General features: G+C 62.9%; 18 protein-coding genes. 10 read left to right on the top strand and 8 right to left on the bottom strand.

The genetic code is table 11. The features are described from left to right. Nucleotides 1-16 precede the first annotated feature (16 nt). Nucleotides 17-556, bottom strand: a complete 540-nt coding sequence (gene def / locus ACWBU6_RS06215) for a peptide deformylase (protein WP_452647959.1) — start codon at nt 554-556, stop codon at nt 17-19. 175 nt (nt 557-731) lie between these two features. On the opposite strand from def, the gene ACWBU6_RS06220 reads away from it, so the two are divergent. The 7 genes from ACWBU6_RS06220 to ACWBU6_RS06250 all read left to right on the top strand — a co-directional run bounded on the left by ACWBU6_RS06220 (nt 732) and on the right by ACWBU6_RS06250 (nt 11,005). After that, complete coding sequence (locus ACWBU6_RS06220) at nt 732-1,829, top strand: LysM peptidoglycan-binding domain-containing protein (protein WP_452647960.1); 1,098 nt, start codon at nt 732-734, stop codon at nt 1,827-1,829. A 5-nt stretch (nt 1,830-1,834) separates the two neighbouring features. Beyond that, nucleotides 1,835-3,070 (top strand): DNA-processing protein DprA, encoded by a 1,236-nt coding sequence (gene dprA, locus ACWBU6_RS06225; protein WP_452647961.1) that lies wholly within the window; start codon nt 1,835-1,837, stop codon nt 3,068-3,070. A 49-nt stretch (nt 3,071-3,119) separates the two neighbouring features. Next, on the top strand, nt 3,120-3,584 hold the full coding sequence (locus ACWBU6_RS06230) for a DUF494 family protein (protein WP_057261121.1): 465 nt from the start codon (nt 3,120-3,122) through the stop codon (nt 3,582-3,584). A gap of 157 nt (nt 3,585-3,741) precedes the next feature. Continuing rightward, complete coding sequence (locus tag ACWBU6_RS06235) at nt 3,742-6,408, top strand: DNA topoisomerase III (protein ID WP_452647962.1); 2,667 nt, start codon at nt 3,742-3,744, stop codon at nt 6,406-6,408. Nucleotides 6,409-6,451: 43 nt separating this feature from the next. Continuing rightward, nucleotides 6,452-8,497 carry an alpha/beta hydrolase domain-containing protein gene (locus tag ACWBU6_RS06240; protein WP_452647963.1) on the top strand — a complete coding sequence of 682 codons (2,046 nt, stop codon included), beginning with the start codon at nt 6,452-6,454 and terminating at the stop codon, nt 8,495-8,497. Continuing rightward, on the top strand, nt 8,494-9,879 hold the full coding sequence (locus ACWBU6_RS06245; protein ID WP_452647964.1) for a YfcC family protein: 1,386 nt from the start codon (nt 8,494-8,496) through the stop codon (nt 9,877-9,879). The genes ACWBU6_RS06240 and ACWBU6_RS06245 overlap by 4 nt, the downstream gene beginning before the upstream one ends. Before the next feature lie 10 nt (nt 9,880-9,889). Next, nucleotides 9,890-11,005, top strand: a complete 1,116-nt coding sequence (locus ACWBU6_RS06250; RefSeq protein ID WP_452647965.1) for a succinylglutamate desuccinylase/aspartoacylase family protein — start codon at nt 9,890-9,892, stop codon at nt 11,003-11,005. On the opposite strand, the gene ACWBU6_RS06255 is transcribed toward ACWBU6_RS06250, so the two are convergent. The 5 genes from ACWBU6_RS06255 to ACWBU6_RS06275 form a co-directional block, all read right to left on the bottom strand. Next, nucleotides 11,002-11,535, bottom strand: a complete 534-nt coding sequence (locus ACWBU6_RS06255; RefSeq protein ID WP_452647966.1) for a hypothetical protein — start codon at nt 11,533-11,535, stop codon at nt 11,002-11,004. The two genes, ACWBU6_RS06250 and ACWBU6_RS06255, sit on opposite strands and share 4 nt — an antisense overlap. Continuing rightward, nucleotides 11,532-12,218, bottom strand: coding sequence for a hypothetical protein (locus ACWBU6_RS06260; protein ID WP_452647967.1), 687 nt, complete (start codon nt 12,216-12,218; stop codon nt 11,532-11,534). Before ACWBU6_RS06260 ends, ACWBU6_RS06255 begins: the two co-directional genes overlap by 4 nt. 9 nt (nt 12,219-12,227) lie before the next feature. Further along, nucleotides 12,228-12,647, bottom strand: coding sequence for a DUF3597 domain-containing protein (locus ACWBU6_RS06265; RefSeq protein WP_452647968.1), 420 nt, complete (start codon nt 12,645-12,647; stop codon nt 12,228-12,230). Between the two features lie 70 nt (nt 12,648-12,717). After that, a complete protein-coding gene (locus ACWBU6_RS06270; RefSeq protein WP_452647969.1) occupies nt 12,718-16,293 on the bottom strand; it encodes a M1 family aminopeptidase in 3,576 nt (1,191 codons plus the stop codon). 11 nt (nt 16,294-16,304) lie between these two features. Further along, on the bottom strand, nt 16,305-17,198 hold the full coding sequence (locus tag ACWBU6_RS06275; RefSeq protein WP_452647970.1) for an ABC transporter ATP-binding protein: 894 nt from the start codon (nt 17,196-17,198) through the stop codon (nt 16,305-16,307). A 225-nt stretch (nt 17,199-17,423) separates the two neighbouring features. Here ACWBU6_RS06275 and ACWBU6_RS06280 point away from each other — a divergent pair, with 225 nt between their 5' ends. The 3 genes from ACWBU6_RS06280 to coq7 all read left to right on the top strand — a co-directional run bounded on the left by ACWBU6_RS06280 (nt 17,424) and on the right by coq7 (nt 19,156). Beyond that, nucleotides 17,424-17,870, top strand: coding sequence for a hypothetical protein (locus ACWBU6_RS06280; RefSeq protein WP_452647971.1), 447 nt, complete (start codon nt 17,424-17,426; stop codon nt 17,868-17,870). Between the two features lie 259 nt (nt 17,871-18,129). Then, complete coding sequence (locus ACWBU6_RS06285; RefSeq protein WP_452647972.1) at nt 18,130-18,417, top strand: hypothetical protein; 288 nt, start codon at nt 18,130-18,132, stop codon at nt 18,415-18,417. A gap of 100 nt (nt 18,418-18,517) precedes the next feature. Beyond that, nucleotides 18,518-19,156 carry a 2-polyprenyl-3-methyl-6-methoxy-1,4-benzoquinone monooxygenase gene (gene coq7 / locus ACWBU6_RS06290; RefSeq protein ID WP_452647973.1) on the top strand — a complete coding sequence of 213 codons (639 nt, stop codon included), beginning with the start codon at nt 18,518-18,520 and terminating at the stop codon, nt 19,154-19,156. On the opposite strand, the gene ACWBU6_RS06295 is transcribed toward coq7, so the two are convergent. Beyond that, complete coding sequence (locus tag ACWBU6_RS06295) at nt 19,136-19,885, bottom strand: hypothetical protein (protein ID WP_452647974.1); 750 nt, start codon at nt 19,883-19,885, stop codon at nt 19,136-19,138. The genes coq7 and ACWBU6_RS06295 overlap by 21 nt on opposite strands. Then, nucleotides 19,882-20,733, bottom strand: coding sequence for a DUF2167 domain-containing protein (locus tag ACWBU6_RS06300; RefSeq protein WP_452647975.1), 852 nt, complete (start codon nt 20,731-20,733; stop codon nt 19,882-19,884). Before ACWBU6_RS06300 ends, ACWBU6_RS06295 begins: the two co-directional genes overlap by 4 nt. Between the last annotated feature and the right edge of the window lie 10 nt (nt 20,734-20,743).

Consider the following 20,743-nt stretch of genomic DNA (forward strand, 5'->3'; position numbering starts at 1 on the left):
GCTCCCCCCGCTGCTGTCAGTAACGGCGACCCGAGGCGCGCAGCGCTTCTTCGCGCTGCATGCCACGCTCTTCTTTTTGCAGTTTGGTCTTGATACGATTGCGTTTCAAGGGGGACAGGTATTCGACGAATACCTTGCCTTTCAGGTGATCCATCTCGTGCTGGATGCAGACCGCCAGCAGGCCGTCGGCTTCCACTTCGAAAGCTTCGCCTTTGACGTTGAAGGCGCGCACCTTCACTGCGGAAGGGCGTTCCACGCCGTCATAGATGCCGGGCACGGACAGGCAGCCTTCGTCGTAAACCTGTTTTTCTTCGCTCGACCACAGGATTTCCGGGTTGATGAAGGCGGTCAGGCCGGTTTTGTCTTCCGTGATGTCGATGACGATTACCTGCTCGTGCACGTCGACCTGGGTGGCAGCCAGGCCGATGCCCGGTGCGTCGTACATGGTTTCCGCCATGTCTTCCACCAGTTTGGCCAGGCGCTCGTCGAACACGGCAACGGGTTTTGCAATTTTGTGCAGACGAGGGTCTGGATAGCGCAGAATATTCAGTTTCACGGGAGAATCTTAGTTAAACGACAATGAATGTGCGGTAAACGGCGCATATTATGCGTGCACGATTGCTTCTGTGACACGAATTCCTTGCTTGATCAGGGTAATATGGGCAGAATTTGATTTCAGTGAGGCAAGCCTTTGTGGCCTTCCGTCATTGCCGCACCTAACGGATATATCAATGAAAAATTTTAGCACAAGCAGCAGCCGCCTGTTGGCCGCAGCACTGTTTTGCGGTGTGACGGCCGTTCCGGCCCACGCCAAGACCATCGTCTGTGAATTCAAGCCGAACGCACCGGATAGCCATACCGTTGTCAAGGGAGATACCCTGTGGGATATCTCCGGAACCTTCCTCGACAAGCCCTGGTGCTGGCCGCAGGTTTGGGGCATGAATAAAGAAGAAATCGCCAATCCGCACTGGATCTATCCAGGGCAGATCGTCTGGTTCGACCGCGAGGCCGGGCGCCTGCGCCTTGGTACCAAGGTGGGCGGCAACGGCGGCGCCGGCGATATGCGTCTCGGTCCGCAATTGCGGACCGAAGGCCTGGGCAAGGACGCCGTCCAGTCGATCCCGTCCGGCGTGATCGAACCGTTCCTGACCCAACCGCTGATCATCGAAGAAGATGAGCTCAAGAACGCGCCGCGCATCATTGCGACGCGTGGCGCCCGCGTATTCATCGGCAAGGACGACAAGGCCTATGTACGTGGCGACCTGAAAGGCAATACCTCGTTCCAGGTATTCCGTCCAGGCAAACCGCTGAAAGACCCGGTCACCAAGAAGACCGTGGCGCTGGAAGCGTTCTACCTTGGCACCCTGAAGCTGGAAGCCCAGGCCGAAGCGGGCAGCGACGTGCATACCTTCGTCGTTGCCAGCGCCAAGGAAGAAATGGGCAAGGGCGACCTGCTGATGGCAATGCCGCCGATGCCGATGCAGAACTATGTTCCGCATCCGCCGGATGTCGAAATCAATGCCCACGTGCTGGCTGTCTACAACGGCGTCACGCACGCCGGCCAGAACCAGGTTGTCAGCATTAATCGCGGAAAGCTTGACGGACTCGATATCGGATCCGTGCTGCAGCTATACCATAAGGGTGAAGTGGTGAGCGATCCGGGCGCGTCGAAAGGCATGCTCAATCTGCGCAAGCCGACGGTCAAGCTGCCGGATGAACGCGTGGGCAGTTTGTTTATCTTCCGTGTGTTCAAGCATGTGTCGTATGGCTTGATCATGCAGGTGACTGAACCAATCGTTGTGGGGGATGTCGCCAAGACAGCGGAGTAAATCCCATGGCCGTGCAAGTCACGGATAGCCCCAACCCCGCGCGCCAGGACTTCGAGTGCCTGGCGATGTGGCTGCGCCTGGCAAACACGCCAGGCGTCGGCCGCCACGGAGCCAGCAAGCTGCTCCAGCATTACCTCTCTCCCCAAGCTGTTTTCAACGCCGCCAATGCCCGTCTCGCTGCGCCACCGGCACAGGACGATGCCGCGCCGCCGCCATTGCGCATGCTGACGCGTGCCGATGCCGGCATCGTGCGGCCAGGGCGCCGGCAGGCCGGGCCGGGCGACGGCGAAGACCGGATCTCGCTGGAGGCAGCCCGTTGCCTTGCCGGTCCCATGCCGGAGCGGATCTGCGCCCTGGCGCATGCCTCGCTGGAGTGGGCCGGTCAGGCCGGCAACCACCTGGTCCTGTTTGGCGACGCGGAATATCCGCCGACCTTGCGGCATATCGCCGATCCACCGCTGCTGCTGTACGCCAAAGGGAACCTGGCACTGCTCCAGCGCGAGGCCGTGGCGGTAGTGGGCGCTCGCAACGCCACCGTGCAAGGCAAGGCCAATGCGCGCCGCTTTGCCAAGGTGCTTTCCGACGCCGGCATGCTGGTGGTGTCCGGGCTGGCGCTTGGCATCGATGCCGCAGCCCACGAGGGCGGCCTGGGCGGACCCGGCGGCACGCTGGCGGTCATCGGCACCGGTATCGACCGCATCTACCCGCGCCGCAACGCCGCGCTGGCGCGCCGCATTGCGGAGGAGGGTTGCCTGCTCAGCGAATTTGCGCTGGGCACGCCGGCGCAAGCGGAACATTTCCCGATCCGCAACCGCATCATTGCCGGCATGACCCGTGCCACGCTGGTGATCGAAGCGGCTGCGCGCTCCGGCTCGCTGATCACGGCGCATGCCGCAGCGACCGCCGGCCGGGAAGTGTTCGTGCTGCCCGGTTCCGTGCTGTCGCCGCAGTCGGTCGGCTGCCACGCGCTGATCAGGGAGGGCGCGCGGCTGGTCGCCACGCCGGAGCACCTGCTGGAAGACCTCGGCCTGCCGGCGCCCGGCAGCCAGGCGGTGCAGATGGATCAGGCCGCCGGCTGGCTGTTGGCGGCTCTTGGCCATGATCCGGTGGGCGCCGATGAGCTTGCAACAAGGTTGCAACTTCCGCCCAGTGATATGCAGGCAAGCTTGCTTGCCCTGGAACTTGCGGGTGTGGTGGAAAGGCTGCCGGGCGGCGCTTTCCAGCGCCTGAAAGGTCCCTGAACCGCCGTTATGCTTGTGCCCGCCTCACAGATGCTGCTAAAGTAGCGCCATGTTTGACATCCTGGTTTACCTGTACGAGACCTATTACCGCCCTGATGCCTGCCCTGAACCCGCAGCATTGGCAAAGAAACTCTCCGCAGTCGGTTTCGACGACGTAGAGATTTCCGAGGCGCTGGTCTGGCTGAATGACCTCGCCGCCATGGCTGGCGTCGAGCAGTCGCTGACGGCCGCATCTTCTGGCACGCGCTTCTACGTGCGCCAGGAGCTGGATGTACTGGGCGCTCCCGCCGTCGGCTTTATCCAGTTCCTGGAAAGCGCCGGCCTGCTGTCCCCGCTGCAACGTGAAATCGTCATCGAACGCGCCCTGGCGCTGGACGAGGCCCCGGTGTCGCTGGGCAAGCTGAAGATCATTGTGCTGATGCTGCTGTGGAGCCAGGGCAAGGAACCGGACGCCTTGATGTTCGACGACCTGTTCGGCGCCGAAGAGGACCAGGCGCCGCGCCTGTTGCACTAAGAGTCTCGACGCGCACTCTTGCCGGCGTTGCCCAATGCCGGCCGTTTCCGTAATAATATTTGCAGCATTGTGGCTTTCATACGCAGCCGCAAGCCAGCGCTTACTTGCGAATGTTGTATTATGCGCGCTGCCGCATACACCGACGAGAACTATAAATATGAGTAAAGCCCTCATCATCGCTGAGAAACCTTCTGTCGCGAACGACATCGCGAAAGCCCTTGGCGGCTTCAGCAAGCACGATGAGTATTTCGAATCCGACGACTACGTGCTGTCTTCCGCAGTGGGTCACTTGCTGGAAATCGCCGTGCCTGAAGAGCACGACGTCAAGCGCGGCAAATGGACTTTCACCCATTTGCCGATGATCCCGCCGTACTTCGCGCTGAACCCGATCGCCAAGACCGAATCGCGCCTTAAGGTGCTGAACAAGCTGATCAAGCGCAAGGATGTCACCACACTGATTAATGCATGCGACGCGGGACGCGAAGGTGAACTGATCTTCCGCCTGATCGCGCAGAATGCAAAAGCCAAGCAACCGGTCAAGCGCCTGTGGCTGCAGTCGATGACGCCGACCGCGATCCGCGACGGCTTCACCCACCTGCGCAGCGACGACGAAATGCTGCCGCTGGCCGACGCCGCGCGCTGCCGCTCGGAAGCGGACTGGCTGATCGGCATCAACGGCACCCGCGCCATGACCGCCTTCAACTCGAAGGAGGGCGGCTTTTACCTGACCACGGTAGGCCGCGTGCAAACGCCGACCCTGTCGATCGTGGTCGAGCGCGAAGAGAAGATCAAGAATTTCGTCTCGCGCGACTATTGGGAAGTGCGCGCCGAATTCGTGTGCGCCGCCGGCATCTATGAAGGCCGCTGGCTCGACACCGGCTTCAAAAAGGACGAAAACGATCCGGAAAAGAAGGCCGAACGCCTGTGGAGCAAGGCAGCCGCCGATTCGATCGCGCTGGCTTGCAAGGGCAAGCAGGGCAACGTCACCGAGGAGTCGAAACCGACCACCTCGATGTCGCCCGGCCTGTTCGACCTGACCTCGCTGCAGCGTGAAGCCAACTCGCGCTTCGGTTTCTCGGCCAAGAACACCCTGGGCCTGGCGCAGGCCCTGTACGAGAAGCACAAGGTGCTGACCTACCCGCGTACCGATTCGCGCCACCTGCCGGAAGACTATCTGCCGACCGTCAAGGACACGCTGGAAGTCCTGAAGGACAACCACAACTACAACCAGTTCGCCAAGCAGATCCTGGACAAGGGCTGGGTCAAGCCGAACAAGCGCATCTTCGACAACACCAAGATCAGCGACCACTTCGCGATCATCCCGACCGGCATCCAGCCCAAGGGCCTGTCGGAGCCGGAGCAGAAGCTGTACGACCTGGTCACCCGCCGCTTCATGGCGGTGTTCTTCCCGGCCGCGGAGTTCCTGGTCACCACCCGCTTCACCGAAGTGGCCGGACACCAGTTCAAGACCGAAGGCAAGGTGATGACCAACCCTGGCTGGATGGCAATCTACGGCAAGGATGCTGCCGGCGACGACGACAAGGAAGGCAGCGGCGGCAACCTGGTGCCGGTGGCGAAGGGCGAGAAAGTGCTGACCGAGAAAGTCACGCCGAACGGCCTGGTCACCAAACCGCCTGCACGCTATACCGAAGCGACGCTGTTATCGGCAATGGAAGGCGCGGGCAAGCTGGTCGACTCCGACGAACTGCGCGATGCCATGGCCGGCAAGGGACTGGGTACGCCAGCCACGCGTGCTGCCATTATCGAGGGCTTGCTGGGCGAGAAGTACCTGCTGCGCGAAGGCCGCGAGCTGATGCCGACTGCGAAAGCTTTCCAGCTCATGACGCTGCTGCGCGGCCTGGGCGTGAGCGAGCTGACCGCGCCGGAGCTGACCGGCGAGTGGGAATACAAGCTGTCGCAGATGGAGAAGGGCAAGATCTCGCGTGAAGAATTCATGCGCGAGATCGCCCAGATGACCCAGATCATCGTCAAGCGCGCCAAGGAATACGACAACGACACCATCCCGGGCGATTATGCGACGCTGAAGACGCCATGCCCGAACTGCAGCGGCGTGGTCAAGGAAAACTACCGCCGTTTCGCCTGCACCAAGTGTGAATTCTCCATGACCAAGGTGCCTGGCGGGCGCCAGTTCGAAATCGAGGAAGTGGAACAGCTGCTGCGCGACCGCACCATCGGCCCGCTGCAAGGCTTCCGCTCCAAGATGGGCCGTCCGTTCGCGGCAATCCTGCGCATCGTGCGCGACGAAGAGATCAAGAACTTCAAGCTGGAGTTCGACTTTGGCCAGAATGATGAAGAAGGCGAAGACGGCGAGGGTGTCGACTTCAGCGGCCAGACGCCGCTTGGCCCTTGCCCGAAATGCGCCGCCGGCGTGTACGAGATGGGCCTGGCCTATACCTGCGAAAACCAGGTAGCAAAGCCAAAGACCTGCGACTTCCGTTCCAGCCGCATCATCTTGCAACAGGAGATCCTGCCGGAGCAGATGGCCAAGCTGCTCAACGACGGCAAGACCGACCTGCTGCCGGGCTTTATCTCGCAGCGTACCCGCCGGCCGTTCAAGGCCTTCCTGGTACGCGGCAAGGACGGCAAGATCAGCTTCGAGTTCGAAGAGCGCAAGGGCAAGCCGGCAGCGGCCAAGAAGACGGCAGCCAAGGGCGACGGCGCGGAAGGGGCCGCCGAGGCGGCACCAGCCGCCAAGCCTGCCGCCAAGAAAGCCGCCGCGAAAAAGGCTCCAGCCAAAAAAGCTGCAGCCAAGAAGCCGGCAGCGAAAAAGGCAGCCGCCAAGAAAACCGCGGCAGCGGAATAAACCAACGGGACCCGCGCGGTCCCGTTTTACTTTGTTCGGATACATGAAGAAATCCCGCCGGGCGGCGATTGCTGCCACCATGCTTGTAGCCGGCGCATCGCAGGCCGCCGTCGAGCGCATCGAAATCACCGAGCGCGTGCCATTCGCGCCGGGCGTCAAGTTCGGCGAGGCGGGCGAGTATGAAAAGCTGCGCGGCATTGCTCATTTCTCGCTCAATCCCAAGGCCACTGCCAACCTGCCCATCGTCGACCTGAAACGCGCTCCGCGCGACAAGCGCGGCATGGTGCGCTTCTCCAGCGAATTCGTGCTGCTGCGCCCCGTGAGCGGCAAGACCGGCACCCTGGTGTATGACGTCAACAACCGCGGCAACATCGTCGTGCTGGGCCAGCTCAATGGCAAGGTGCCGAAGAACAACGACCCGGCGACGGCGGAAGATGCCGGCGACGGCTTCATGATGCGGCACGGCTTCAGCATGCTGTTCTCGGCATGGACCTGGGATGTGGCGCCATCGCCCGCCGGCGTGCGGACGCTGGTGTTCAAGGCGCCTGTGGTGAAAGGCCCGCGCGGCATGACGGCCAATGAATTCATCGTCGAAGCCCCGCTGGAGGTGGCAAGCTACGCCGGCCTGCGCGGCATTGGCTACGAGCCCGCCACGCCGAACGACCCTGAAGCCGTGCTCACCGAACGTACGCGCCAGGGCGATATCCGCCGCCCCATCGAGCGCAGCCGCTGGGAGTTCGTGGCGCCGGAGCAGCCGGGCGGCCCGGGCCGTATCAAGCTGCAGGGCGGTTTCCAGCCCGGCACCATCTATGAAGTGCGCTACGAAGCGAAAGACCCGCGCGTGAGCGGGGCCGGACTGGCCGGCATCCGCGACCTGCTGGCCTACTTCCGCGATAACCAGGTGGAAGGCGGCTCCCTGCCAAAATCTGTGCTGATGTTCGGCTACAGCCAGTCGGCTCGGCTGATCGGACGCATGCTGCACGATGGCCTGAATCTCGATGAGCAGGGCCGCATGGTGTTCGATGGCGCCCTGCTGGAAGTGCCTGGCGCCGGCGGTTCGGGCGGCTTCAACAGCCGTTTCGTCCAGGTCACGCGCCACCCGTCGATGCTGGAAGAGCATGACTACCCGACCGATTCCTTCCCGTTCACCAGCACGCCGACGCGCGATCCGGTGACCGGCCGCGTGGCTTCCACCCTGGACCGCGCGAAGGACAAGCACGGCCGCGTGCCCAAGCTCCTGATCGCCAACACCTCGGCGGAATTCTGGAACCGCGGCGCCTCGCTGCTGACCACCGCCCCGGATGGCGTTGGCGACGTTGCCCCGGCCGCCAATGTGCGCGTGTATGGCCTGATGGGTGCGCAGCATTACGTTGGCCGCTCGCACACGCGCGCCCCGTTCACTGCCTGCGTCTCTACCACCAACTACTACCTGCCGTTGCGCGCCCTGATGCTGGCGCTGGACGGCTGGACCAGCAAAGGCACGCCACCGCCCGCCAGCGCCTACCCGCGCCTGGAGGACGGCACCCTGGTTTCGGTCGAGGCTTACCGCAAGGCTTTTCCCGCCGTGCCGGGACTGACCCCGCCGGAACAGAACCTGCGCGAGCCGCGCCTGGACCACGGCGCGCGCTTCCTGTCGCAAGGCATTGCCGACCTGGTGCCGCCGGCGCAGAAGATGGCTTTCGAGACCCGCGTCCCGGCGCCGGACGCCGATGGCAACGACCGCGGTGGCGTGCGCCTGGTGGAGCTGCAAGCCCCGCTCGGCACCCACACCGGCTGGAACCTGCGCGCTCCGGAAACCGGCTTCGCCTGGGCCACCTCGCGCTACGACGGCAGCTTCGTCCCGTTCGCCCGTACGGAGGCCGAGCGCAAGGCCGCCAACGACCCGCGTCCCAGCCTGCAGGCGCGCTACGCCACGCGCGACGCCTTCATCGCCGCCACCCGCGCCGCCGCATCGCGTCAGGTCGCCGCCCGCCTCCTGCTGCAGGAAGACGTCGAGCGTACCGTCACCGAGCGCGCCGGCCTGTACGACCGCATCATGGCCCGCGATCCTGCCGACCGAGGCTGCAACTACCTGTATCCTCATCAATGATGAAGCTCAAGCTCCCGAACACCTTTGTCCTGCTGTTCATCATCCTGGCGCTGATCGCGCTGGCGACCTGGCTGGTCCCGGGCGGCAAGTACGACACCCACCTGGTCAACGGCAAACAGCTGGTCGACCCGGCCAGCTTCCACTACATCGAAAGCAAGCCGCAGGGATTGACCGCGCTGCTGATGGCGCCGATCAAGGGTTTCGCCGAAGCGGGGCTGATCATCGGCTTCATCCTGCTGACAGGCGGCGCCTTCAACGTGCTGCACAAGACCCAGGCGATCGACGCCATGATCAAGTCCATCGCCAAGGCGCATTCGCGCTCGAAGCTGGTACGCGTGGCCCTGATCCCGGTGTTCGTGACGCTGTTCTCCATCGGCGGCGCGACCTTCGGCATGAACGAGGAAGCGATCCCCTTCATCCTGATCTTCGTGCCGCTGGCGCTGGCGCTCGGCTACGACACCATCACCGGCGTGTCGATCCCCTTCCTGGGCTCGCAGGTAGGGTTTTGCGCCGCCTTCCTGAACCCCTTTAACGTCGGCATCGCGCAAGGCATCGCCGGCGTGCCGCTGTTTTCCGGCATTGGCTACCGCATGATCGTCTGGTTCATCGCCACCGCCGTCACCATCGCCTTCCTGATGTGGTATGCCGCCCGCATCAAGCGCCATCCCGAAAAGAGCCCAACCCATTTGCTGGACATCGAAAAGCGCGCCGAAGGCGTCGTCGATTTCAGCGGCTTCGCAGGCATGACGCGGCGCCACCGGCTGGTGCTGTGGATTTTTGCCGGCACGCTGGGCGGCATGGTGTTCGGCGTAGTCAAGTACGGCTGGTTCATCGAAGAGATCGGAGCCCTGTTCCTGGCCATGACCGTGGTGGTGGCGCTGGTCGGCCGCCTGGATTCCGATGAGGCGGTGGCAGCGTTCGTGCAGGGCGCCAGGGACCTGGTCGGCACTGCCCTGGTCGTGGCGCTGGCACGTGCCACCATGGTGCTGGCGCGCGACGCCAACATCATCGACACCATGCTGCACGGCCTGATGCCGCTGGTGGCGTCGTCGTCTCCGATCTTCTCTGCGCAGAAGATGTTCCTGATCCAGACGGTGATCAACTTCTTCATCCACTCCGGCAGCGGCCAGGCGGCGCTGACCATGCCCATCATGGCGCCGCTGGCCGACCTGGTCGGGGTGTCGCGCCAGACCGCCATCCTGGCCTTCCAGTTCGGCGAATTCACCACGCCGATGATCCCGACCTCGGGCATCACGGTCGGGGTGCTGGCGCTGGCGCGCATCCCGTGGCTGACCTGGGCGCGCTGGATGGTGCCGCTGCAGCTGATTTACCTCGTCCTGGCACTGGTCTTGCTGGTGCCGCCCTGCCTCATGAACTGGTAGGATGGCAGACATGGAAACCATCAAGCACCCACTGTCCGCGCCGTATGGCACGGCGTATTACGAACTGACCAGCTATCACTTCGGCAAGCCAGGCGGCACCAAGGCCTATATCCAGGCCGCGCTCCATGCCGATGAGGTGCCAGCCATGCTGGTGGCGCACGAGCTGCGCAAGCGCTTGCAGGCGCTGGAAGCGGCGGGCAAGGTGAAGGGTGAAGTGATCCTGGTGCCGGCGGCCAATCCGATCGGCCTGGCGCAAGTGATCAACGAGCGGCCGTTCGGGCGCTTTGACCTGAGCAACGGGATCAATTTCAACCGCGGCTATCCGCATTATTTCGAACAGCTCAAATCCAGGCTGGCGGGCCAACTGGGCAGCGATGCGGACGCCAACGTGCGCACCATCCGCCGCCAGCTGCGTGAACTGGTCGCGCAGTGGCAGCCGAATTCGGACGCCACCACGCTCAAGAAGTCCCTGCTTGAAATGGCAATCGACGCCGATATCGTGCTCGACCTGCATTGCGAGAACGAGGGCGAACTGCACTTGTACGTCGGCACTTCCTTATGCGAGATTGCCCAGCCCCTGGCCAACCTGATGGGCGCCTGTGCCGTGCTGCACACGACCGGCGCCGGCGGCGAGCCGTTCGATGAGGCTTGCAGCCGGCTGTGGTGGGACCTGGCAGAACACTTTGGCCCGGACTATCCGATTCCATCCGCCTGCATGGCCGCCACGGTCGAACTGCGCGGTGAAGTGTCGGTCAGCTACGAGCTGGCGGCGCGCGATGCGGAAGCCATTGTCGGCTACCTCCACGTGCGCGGCATCGTCGACGCGGGCAAGGTCACGGTGCCGGAGCAGGGCTGCGCAGCGACGCCGCTGGAAGGCACTCAGCGCCTCGACGCACCGCATGCCGGCATGCTGGTCTACCTGAAGGAAGTTGGCGATACGGTGCGCGCCGGCGATGTGATCGCCGACCTGGTCGATCCGGTCAGCGGCGACACCACGCATTTGACGGCGGAGGTCGACGGCGTGCTGTTTACCCGCCTTTCACACCGTTACATCATCCGCGGCATGAACGTGGCCAAGATCGCCGGCAACAAGCCGTTCCGCAGCGGCAGCCTGCTGAGCCTTTAAGGCGCTGCGACAATCACGTTTTCGCGTGCGGGCGTGGTGGATGCGATCACGCGCCACAGTCCGGCCGGCGTGCAGCGCCAGACCGTGATGTCGGCCGCCTTGTGCGGCTTGCCCGTTGCGCGGGCGAGGAACTCGCCGCAGGCGATCTCGTACTGGATGCGGCCATCGTCCAGCGTGACGCGGCTGGCGGTCACGGGCCCGCCGGCTTCGCGCCACCAGTCTTCCTCGTAGCTGCCATCCACGCCTGCCTCGTGCAGCGCATGCTCGCTGTCGAAGCGCATCAAGCCCGCGTCCAGTTCGGGACTGAGGAAAGGATAGGCGATTTCGGGGCGCCACTCGCAGCGCTCGCCCTCCACCACGGTCGTTCCTGCAAAGCCGGTCGTGGCCTTGCGGTCGACCGGAATGCGCAGGTCGATATGGAAGTCGGCGGCCTGGAACCACCAGGCCGGCGTCACCAGGTCGCTGCTGCCGTCGGTGCGCCAGATGCCTTTGCGGCGCCACAGCCCTTCATATGCCTGCGGAACGCTCATTTCAGGTCGCCGGTTTCGAAGTAGATGGTGCCGCCAATGGCTGCCATATTGGCTTTCAGCGCCATGGCCAGCGCGTCGTTGCCGGGTGCCTTGATACCCCATTTGCGCACCTGGACCGGGGTGGTCGGTGCGCCGGGCGCGGCACGGTAAGACACGATATGGTCGAAGTCGGGGCGGCTGTCGATTTCCTTGACGAGGAAGCGCTGCGTGCCGCTACCGACCTGCAGGTAGCGCGCCGTGCCGGCTTGGTGCGGCTTGTCATCCAGTTGGCGGAATACCAGTACCTTGTCGATGACTACCGTGGCGCCCTTGTACTGCGTGCTGCCGCCGCGCTCGAAATGGCCCTGGACCAGGTCGGCCCTGAATTGCTTGCGCGGCGCGCTGGCATGCGGCGCCAGTGCACTCAGCTCGAATTTTTCCGGGTCGATGGTCCACAAGGCATCCTTGCCGTCGAGGCGCTTGCGCAGGGCGGCGTCAGTGGCCGGGTCGGCGATATGGACCTGCAGGATGACCTGGAAATCGTGCGGGGCATGGAACATCGGCAGGTGGGAGGCAAACAAGCCCTCCGGCCCGCCGAACAGGGCCATGCCATGGGTGCCGTAGGTCTTGTCCGCCGCGTGTACGAGCGGCAGGATGCAGGATGCCAGTAAGGCGCCGGCAAGCGCGCGTCGGATGGGGTTCATCCATCCATTTTAACCCTTCAGCTCGGCGGGCACCTTGCCGCCGTTTTCCTCCAGCTTGTGCATCACTTGCTTGTGCAGCCAGATGTTCATGGCAGCGGAATCGCCGGTGTCGCCGGTGTAGTGCAGTTCCTGCGCCAGCTCCTTGCGCGCCTGCAGGCTGGAATCGATGTCCAGCAGCTTGAGCAGGTCGACAATCGAGGTGCGCCAGTTCAGCGGCTGGCCCGCCTGCGCGGCCTTGGCATTGAGGATGGCTTCGACGTCGACCGGGGCCGCGGCCGCTGGTGCCGGCGCAGGCTGGGTCGGGATGGGGGCCGGCGTTGCGGCGGGGCCGCTTGGGGCGGTAGAGGGCGCACCAGAGGCCGGCGTTGGGGCGGCCTCTTGATGCGACGACGGGAAAATCTTGTGGAAAATCTTGCTTAGAATGCCCATGTTTGCCTCGCTTTCATTTGCGGGACAGCTTAACAAGCATGGGCCGGGCGCAAAGTGCGTTGCCTAACGCTTAGCGCGCCGTGATTTCCACATTCCCCAGGTTATCGTCCGGCTTTCGGTCGATCAGTTTATTGTCGGGGTCAATGCCGGCCTTGGCCGGGCGGCCGTTGACGACCAGCTTGAAGGTCGATGCGTTGCGCTCGACCAGCTTGCGTTCACGCAGCAGGGCATTGCCGTCCTTGTCGTCGACGCCGATTTCGATCAGGTCATGCAGCGGAACTTCCTTTTCCGCGCCCAGTTCGTCGGAGCGCAGCTTGGCGGCATGTACGGTCAGTGTCACGTCGTACCTGCCGTCCGCCCGCTTCTCGGCGGTGGCGGCAACCATGCGGTTGTCGAACAGCACGATCGAGTTGAACAGGTCATCCACCAGGTAAGCCTGCTCCGGCGGCACGATGCGGCGCAGGCCATCCACCAGCACCGTCACGCTCGGGTAGGGATCGCCGTGGTAGGAGTACTTGCGCAGCAGTTCAGCCAGCAGTTCGTTGACCTTGGCTTCGCCCACGATATCGGCCAGCAGGTACATGGCCAGGCTGCCCTTGTGGTAATGGATGTAGCCCTGGTCTTCGTTGTCTGCCAGCGGTAACTCCTTCTTGTTCTCCGTGGCGCGGCCGAACAGGTATTTGTTCAGGTCATAGCGCAGGAAGCGGCGCATGCGCTGCGGGCCGAAGCTTTTCTTCATCACCATCAGCGCCGAGTACTCGGCCAGGGTTTCACTCAGGACCGTGGCGCCGCGCGTATTGCCGCCTACGAGCTGGTGCGCCCACCACTGGTGGGCTACCTCGTGTGCGGTGACGTAGGTCGGGTAGTCGATGTCCTTCGGGTTCTTGTCGTCGACCCTGGCGATGAAGCCCACTGCTTCCGAGTACGGGATGGTATTCGGGAACGACTGCGCATAGCGCGCATAGCGCGGGAATTCCACGATGCGCACGATCTTGTGCTGGTAAGGGCTGAAGTTGCGCGTGTAGTAGTCGAGCGAATCCTTGACGCCCTTGACCATGCGGTCCAGGTTGTATTCGTGGCCCGGGTGGTAGTAGATCTCGATGCCGATGTCCTGCCACCAGTCGTGCCTGACCGCATAGCGCGCCGACTGGAAAGCGAAGAAGTTCAGGATCGGCCGCTCCATCTTGTAATGGAAGTAGCGGCGACCGTTCTTGCGCCATTCCTTCACCAGGGCGCCCGGTGCCACGGCGGTCTGGTCGCCGGCGGTGCCCAGCGTCGCCTCGAAACTGACCCAGTCGGCATCGCCGCCAATGTAGTTGCTGGACAGGCCCTTCGGATCGTCGCGCGGCAGCTTGCGCTCCTGTGCCGGCAAACCATGCTTCTTGCGGTCGCGCGGATCGGTCAGTTCGGCGTGGCGCTGGTAGCCGATGTGCGGCAGCACCGTGTTGTTGAAGAAGGTGCCGTTGTTCATCACCGGCGTCGTCTTGCCGAGGTTGAAGATGCCTTTAGGCTCGTAGCCCAGAACAAAGTCCAGCGTGATTTTTTCGCCCGGCTGCAGCGGCTGTTCCAGGCGATAGCTGTAGAAACCGAGTTCCGTATCGTTCAGCACGCGGAAGGCCTTGCGCCCGAACTGCAAGGGCTGCAGGTCGGCATCGGTATCCTGCTGCACGTAAATGGTGCTGATTGGCTGCTGTGTCTTGTTCTCGAGCTGGTACCAGCCCTTTACTTTCAGCGTGCGCTGCTCCGGGTACATGTCCAGACCCAGGCGCACATCGGTGATGCGCGGCTGCGCCGCTTCCAGCACCTGCTTGTATTTGCGCTCATAATCGGCGCGCAGCGCGTCGCGGCCGAACTGGGTCTTGAAGTTGCTGACGCAAAGGTTATAGGACAGCACGGCGCCGGCGCCGAGGAACAGCGCCAGGCCAAAGCCGAAGGCGCCCAGCACCGGCAGCGTCAAGGCGTGGCGTGCCAGGCTGACGCGCTGTTTCCATTCCTCGTTGGTGCCGCGCGGCCAGAACACCACGGCCAGCACCATCAGGATGACGGCGGCGCCGGCCCAGTAAAGGTCGAACCAGCGCTCGCGCGCCATGAAATGGCCGAAGCCGTTCATGTCGGAGTAGGGCAGTTCCGGCGTGACGCCGTACATCAGGAGCGGATGGTCGAGCCCCAGGGTGGCAAAGGTGATCGTCGCCACGTAGTAGACGATCATCACGAAGTAGGCCACGTATTTGTGGTTCACCAGTACCTGGGTGGCAATCGCCAGCACGGCGATCAGTGCGCAGGCGGGCAGTTGCACGGTGAACAGCCATTCGAAGTACAGGCCGGGCTGCAGGTGGAAGTAGCCCCGGAACAGCTGGATCGACATGCCGACCAGCATGACGATGAACAGCAAGAGCGCCTGCACGCCGATCAGCCCAAACAGCTTTGACAGGATGGGCAGCCAGCTTGGCACCGGCAGCGCATCGAGCATCTGCGACATGCGGTGTTCGCGCTCGCGCCACACCATTTCGCCGGCGTAGAAGGTGGTCACCACCAGCATGAACAAGGAGAAGGTGTTGGTCACCATTTCCAGCACCAGGTAGGTGACCGGATAGGTGCCGGTGCCGTACATCGAACCCATGTCCAGCGAGCCGGCATACATGGTCAGCACACCGGCCAGCACGATCACGAAGAAGTAGATGTTTTTGGTGGTTTCGCGCAGGTTCAGGTAGCTGAAGCGCAGCAGCAACAGGCCAAGATTGCGGGCCTTGAAGTCCGGCTTCTCGCTGGTCGAAGCGGCGGCCTGGGTCAGGCTGGCCGGGACGTCGCTATCGGTGCGCGCCGCGGCGCCGCTGTCGACCGTGCTGACGAAATGGAAGCGCCAGTAGCCAAGCAGCAGCGCCACCAGGGCGAAGGACGACCAGATCGCGCGATTCAGCAGGAACACGCCCTCGGGCAGCACCAGGCGCACATTGCGTTCGGCGATGGGCCAGTATTCGGTGAGCCGGATCACGGCGGTGGTGCCGAAGGGATCGATCAGCGCGGCCAGCGTCTTGTAGTCCAGGTCGCGTGCCAGGCCTGGCGCCACGATATAGCCGACCAGCATGACCACGCTGGACACGTACACCGGCAGCATGCGCCGCGTCAGTGCCGCCAGCACGAAGAAGATGGCGCCGAAGATGAACAGGTTGGGCAGCAGCGACAGTGCGTAAGGCAGCAGGTAATGCAGCAGGTTGAACGGTCCGAGGCGCTCGGGATCGATGCCTGGCACCTGCGTGCCAAGCCATACGCCAAGCGGGATCGAAGCAAACACCACGCACAGCACCAGCCAGGCGCCGAGAAAGCGGCCCAGCATGTACTGGAACTTGCGGATGGGGGCGGAGAAGAAGAAGTGCTGCGTCTCGTACTCGAAGTCCTGCTGCACCGAGCGTCCCATCATGGCAGCGATGATGATCACGCCCATGCAGCCGAGGAAGGAGGAGGTCAGCATGATCGAGCGCGGCGCATTGATGAATACGCGGCCGCCGAAACTGACGATGGCTTCCTTGAACACGCCGCCGGCGGCCGCCATCCACAGGATGGCCAGCAACAGGAACATGCCGAAGTAGACCCAGGTCGAGAACAGCTTTAGGCGCTGCTTTGCTTCAAAAAGGGCGATGGCAAACATGGCGGCCCCGGTCAGTCGCAGGCTTTGCTGACGTCGTGGCGGCCGAGGATGGTCGCGAAGTACAGGTCTTCCAGGTCGCCCAGTGCTTCCTCGAAGCCATCGCCCGGATCGTCGTCGTTGTAGACGTGGATCAGGGTGCGGCCGGACATCAGGCGGGTCGAAATCACGGCATGGCGCTGCTGGAAGTACGACAGTTCCTTCTTGTCGATGAAGCGCGCCCAGATCTTGCAGCTCACGTCATCGATCAGTTGCTGGGTGGCGCCCGCCACCAGCAGCTTGCCCTTGTTGATGATGGCCATGTTGGCGCACAGGTCGGCCACATCGGACACAATGTGGGTCGACAGGATCACGGTGCGGTCTTCGCCGATGTCGGACAGCAGGTTGTGGAAGCGCACGCGCTCCTGCGGATCCAGGCCGGCGGTCGGTTCGTCGACGATGATCAGCTTCGGGTCGCCCAGCAGGGCTTGCGCGATACCGAAGCGCTGGCGCATGCCGCCGGAAAAGCCGCCCAGGCGCTGGTTGCGCACTTCGAACAGGTTGGTTTGCTGCAGCAGGCCATCGACTACTTCGCGGCGGCGGGAACGGTTCGACAGGCCTTTCAGGATCGCGAAGTGATCCAGCATCTCGTATGCGGTGACTTTCGGGTAGACACCGAAGTCCTGCGGCAGGTAGCCGAGCAAACGGCGGATTTCGTCCTTCTCATCCAGCACATCAAGGTCGCCGAAGAAGACCGAACCGGAGTCGCATTCCTGCAAGGTGGCCAGGGTGCGCATCAGGGTCGACTTGCCGGCGCCATTCGGGCCCAGCAAGCCAAACATGCCGGAAGGGATGGTCAGCGACACGTTGTCGAGCGCGACGACCCCATTGGCATAGGTCTTCGATAAATTCTTGATGCGCAATTGCATGGTGGCTCCGCTAACCCCTTTTTACATGATGGCATTGTATTGAATGCGCGACATACCGGTTGCCCGTATGCGATAGCCCGCACAATCCGCGCCCCAGGATGCACTTTATTGGGAACGAAAAGTGCGCTTCCGGCCTTGGTTTAGCATTAAAGTTTCAAGGGTAACAAGGTTGATACCCCCGCGCAAGGAACAATTCCGGATCAAAGTGCTATATAGTCCCTAGCCATGCAAGCAAACCATCCAAAACTTGACGCTGCAGTGCAGGAGAAAATCCTGACCGTCACCCGTTGCGGGCTGACTGCCGGCGAGTCCACCGGTTTTTTCCGCACCGCGATCGGCTTGTATTACCTGGCCAGCCTGATGACCAAGGAACAGCTGGACTTCAAGGCGCTGGACAAGGCCTTCAACCGTTTCGTCTACCGCACCATCGGCGGTGGCCACAGCATGACCAGCATCCTGCAGTTCATGAGCGGGGGAAAAGTGGTAGAGGTGCTGGAGTCGCCGCGCTTCATGCGGGCGATGGCGGACTACCTGCCGGAGGTGCCGGTGGATTCCATTCCCTTCCTGCTTGGCCTGAACCTGGGCGTGGCAAAGGACATCTCCAAGATCGACGCCCGCGGCCCGGTGGCGGACTGGCTGGAAAAGCAGCGCATCCTGCGGGAGGGGAGCTGACGCTTGCCTGGGTTGCGCTGGCCCTGTTCGTATGGCTTGGTTGGCTGCTACGCCGGCGGAGCGGCAGCCGGCACTGGTGTTTGAAGTCGCCAGTCACGGAGCTGGGCCTGGGCGTTTTAAGATACCTGATTAACGCTGGTTGCTATGAGGTTCAATAGCGATAGAGAGGAGCATTTGGTGGAGATGTTGATTGGCGGTTTGGTAGTGGTGTTGACGCTGTTGGCCAAGGCGGTAGCCTGGGGGGGCAGGCAAATACAAATTGACGTGGTGGCGAGCGTTCTCGTTCGGCGCCGCGGTGATCATGGTGTGGATGCTTTTGTGGGACTTTGTTTTCAAGCCCGCCAATACGGAAGTGGCGGCAGTGCTGGTACTGCTGGTGCTGGGCGCCGGCGTTGGCGCTGGGCTTCTTGCGAATCGGTCCGATGATGAACCGGAGCGATCTATCGGTCGCCAGCGCGGGGCTGTGTTCGGCGCTGTGGCCGGCCTCATTGGTTGCGTCGCGCCCTACCTTTTTCTGATCAATCTTGAATTCCCGCGGATAGGGTAAAAGAAGGACAGCGGATGCGTGTCCCGGCTATGCGCGGTGGTGAGTTATCCGCAGTACCGGGCATATAATGTGGTTTTCCGAACAAGCTGGACGAACCATCATGAACCGCTACCATAACCCCCTCGACCGTTTCATCACTGGTGCCGACAAGGCCTTGCGCGTGCTGGCTGGCGTGCATTCGGCGTCGCGCCCGAACCCGGCGGTGCATGCGGCCGATGCGGAAATGACGGAGCAGGAGCACCGCCGCAGCGCCGGCCTGATGCGGGTGAACCATGTGGGAGAGGTAATGGCGCAGGCGCTGTATAACTCCCAGTCGCGCTTCGCCAAGAGCGACGAGGCGCGTGCGGCTTTCGATAAGGCCAGCCGTGAGGAAGAGGATCACCTGGCCTGGTGCGCGCAGCGCTTGTCGGAACTGGGCTCGCAACCGAGCTTCCTGAATCCCTTGTTCTATGCCGGTGCTTATGCGCTGGGCACCGCCGCCGCATTGGCGGGCGATAAGCAAAGCCTGGGTTTCGTGGTGGAGACCGAACGCCAGGTTGAAGCCCACCTGGCCAGCCACCTGGACCGCTTGCCGCCGCAGGACGCCAAGTCCCGCGCCATCGTCGAACAAATGCGTGTCGATGAAATCGCGCACGGCAAGGCAGCCGAAGAGATGGGCGCCGAGAAGACCCCGTTGCCGATTCAGTTGGCAATGAAGGCCATGTCCAAGGTCATGACCTCAACCACCTACTACATTTGACGCGAGTTCGTCCTTGAGTGAGGCCTGGTAGTCGGCCAGCGCCTGGGCACGCGGCGTGCCCTCGTTTTCCCATGCGATGGCGTTGTCGACGCGCTTGATCACGACAGGCAGGGCCGCGGTCCAGTCGTCCTTGCGCAGCAGGCGGCGGCCGGCGGACACCAGCTCTTCGGATGGCGCTACGCGCCAGCTGATGTGGCGCACCAGGTTCAGGGCGAAAGGTGGGCAGGTCAGGGATTCAAAGGCGAGTGTGCCGACTTGGCGGCCTGTCAGCAGCAAGGTGCTGCGTTGGAACCAGATATAGGCCAGCGCAAACAGCGCGGTGGCGTAGAACAGCAGGATGCCGGCGGCGATGGCCACGTTGCCGTAGCGGGAAAACAGGCCAGCAGGAATCAGGCCGAACAGGGACAGCGCCATCAGCCATACAAACGGCGCCAGCACTTTGTAAGGAGCGAAGGAGGGCGGCGCCCAGCGTTGCGAGGCAGGCACGCCAGCACCGACCTGGAGCTTCCAGCGCAGGGGAAATACCGGGCGGTGCGGCAGCAGGGGATGGGGCAGGAACGGTTCCTTGCCGCGCAAGGTGTAGTTGCCGGCGCCGAAATGCAGCGACCAGCGGCCACCCAGGGTGGCCGCCAGCACGCCTTCGTTCGAATGCAGCAGGCGCGCCGAGTCGTACAGATAGAGGCCAAGCATGGCCGCTACCAGCAGGATTTCGGCGTGGAGTGCGATCAATTGCTGCTATCTTTCTTCTTGAACAGCGACCTCAGGCCCGCGATCACCGCAATGCCGCCGATCGCAACTAGCTTCCACATCTTGGCCAGGAAGAGTGCCGCGGCAGCCCAGAAACCTTTTTTGGTGGCGATGGCAGCTGCGCCGCCGGTGACCAGTGCGGCCAGGCCGAATTCGGCCACGTGGTCGCCGGCCTTGAACTCGGAGTAGCGTTCGCCATCGTTGTAATCGAAGCCGGTCAGGACCTTGCGGAAGCTTGCCACGTCAGCGTCCAGCGTTTCCGGCGACGACACCAGGGTCGCGCTCATCACACCGCTGCGGCCCAGCAGCCGGATCGTGTAGTTCAGCGAAACGCCGTCTTCAGAGCGCAGTTTCAGGCCCCATTCCAGGCGCTTGGTCTTTTCGTCGTAGTGCGGCGGAACATACCAGCCTTCGGTAGTCAGCGTGCCCATGCCGAGGCGCTTGCGCTCTTCGTTGGCCGGCCCATCGTTCTCTTTCAGGGTTTTCAGCAGCGCGTCGGCGTCGATCTTCTCGCCTTCCTTGACATAACCGCTCTGGTCAAAGGAGAACGCAGCCCACCAGTCGCTTTCGGAATCCAGCACGATGAAGTTGCCGTTTTCCGGCAGGTTGCCGGTCAATTCCAGGAAGCGGCGCGAGTTCTTCTCATCCAGGAACAACACCTTGTCGTTGGGCGTCTTTAGAGTTGCCTTGGAGGCAATGGCTTCGGCGCGCGGGCCGGCATGCCAGTCAAGCTTGTCGAATTCCGCCTTGCGCTGCTCGGGAGTCATCGGTTCCGCGATAGCCATTAACGGCACCAGTGCAAGCGCAACCACCCAGTGACGAATCTTCATTTTAATTTCC

It is taken from the genome of Pseudoduganella sp. HUAS MS19 (assembly GCF_053615455.1).

Excerpts from the sequence above, each read along its gene's own strand:
- ACWBU6_RS06265 (WP_452647968.1), bottom strand. The coding sequence starts at position 12,647 with ATGGGCATTCTAAGCAAGATTTTCCACAAGATTTTCCCGTCGTCGCAT.
- ACWBU6_RS06245 (WP_452647964.1), top strand. The coding sequence starts at position 8,494 with ATGATGAAGCTCAAGCTCCCGAACACCTTTGTCCTGCTGTTCATCATC.
- ACWBU6_RS06220 (WP_452647960.1), top strand. The coding sequence starts at position 732 with ATGAAAAATTTTAGCACAAGCAGCAGCCGCCTGTTGGCCGCAGCACTG.
- ACWBU6_RS06250 (WP_452647965.1), top strand. The coding sequence starts at position 9,890 with ATGGAAACCATCAAGCACCCACTGTCCGCGCCGTATGGCACGGCGTAT.
- ACWBU6_RS06255 (WP_452647966.1), bottom strand. The coding sequence starts at position 11,535 with ATGAGCGTTCCGCAGGCATATGAAGGGCTGTGGCGCCGCAAAGGCATC.
- ACWBU6_RS06235 (WP_452647962.1), top strand. The coding sequence starts at position 3,742 with ATGAGTAAAGCCCTCATCATCGCTGAGAAACCTTCTGTCGCGAACGAC.
- coq7 (WP_452647973.1), top strand. The coding sequence starts at position 18,518 with ATGAACCGCTACCATAACCCCCTCGACCGTTTCATCACTGGTGCCGAC.
- ACWBU6_RS06270 (WP_452647969.1), bottom strand. The coding sequence starts at position 16,293 with ATGTTTGCCATCGCCCTTTTTGAAGCAAAGCAGCGCCTAAAGCTGTTC.
- ACWBU6_RS06230 (WP_057261121.1), top strand. The coding sequence starts at position 3,120 with ATGTTTGACATCCTGGTTTACCTGTACGAGACCTATTACCGCCCTGAT.
- ACWBU6_RS06260 (WP_452647967.1), bottom strand. The coding sequence starts at position 12,218 with ATGAACCCCATCCGACGCGCGCTTGCCGGCGCCTTACTGGCATCCTGC.
- dprA (WP_452647961.1), top strand. The coding sequence starts at position 1,835 with ATGGCCGTGCAAGTCACGGATAGCCCCAACCCCGCGCGCCAGGACTTC.
- ACWBU6_RS06280 (WP_452647971.1), top strand. The coding sequence starts at position 17,424 with ATGCAAGCAAACCATCCAAAACTTGACGCTGCAGTGCAGGAGAAAATC.
- ACWBU6_RS06275 (WP_452647970.1), bottom strand. The coding sequence starts at position 17,198 with ATGCAATTGCGCATCAAGAATTTATCGAAGACCTATGCCAATGGGGTC.
- ACWBU6_RS06300 (WP_452647975.1), bottom strand. The coding sequence starts at position 20,733 with ATGAAGATTCGTCACTGGGTGGTTGCGCTTGCACTGGTGCCGTTAATG.
- ACWBU6_RS06240 (WP_452647963.1), top strand. The coding sequence starts at position 6,452 with ATGAAGAAATCCCGCCGGGCGGCGATTGCTGCCACCATGCTTGTAGCC.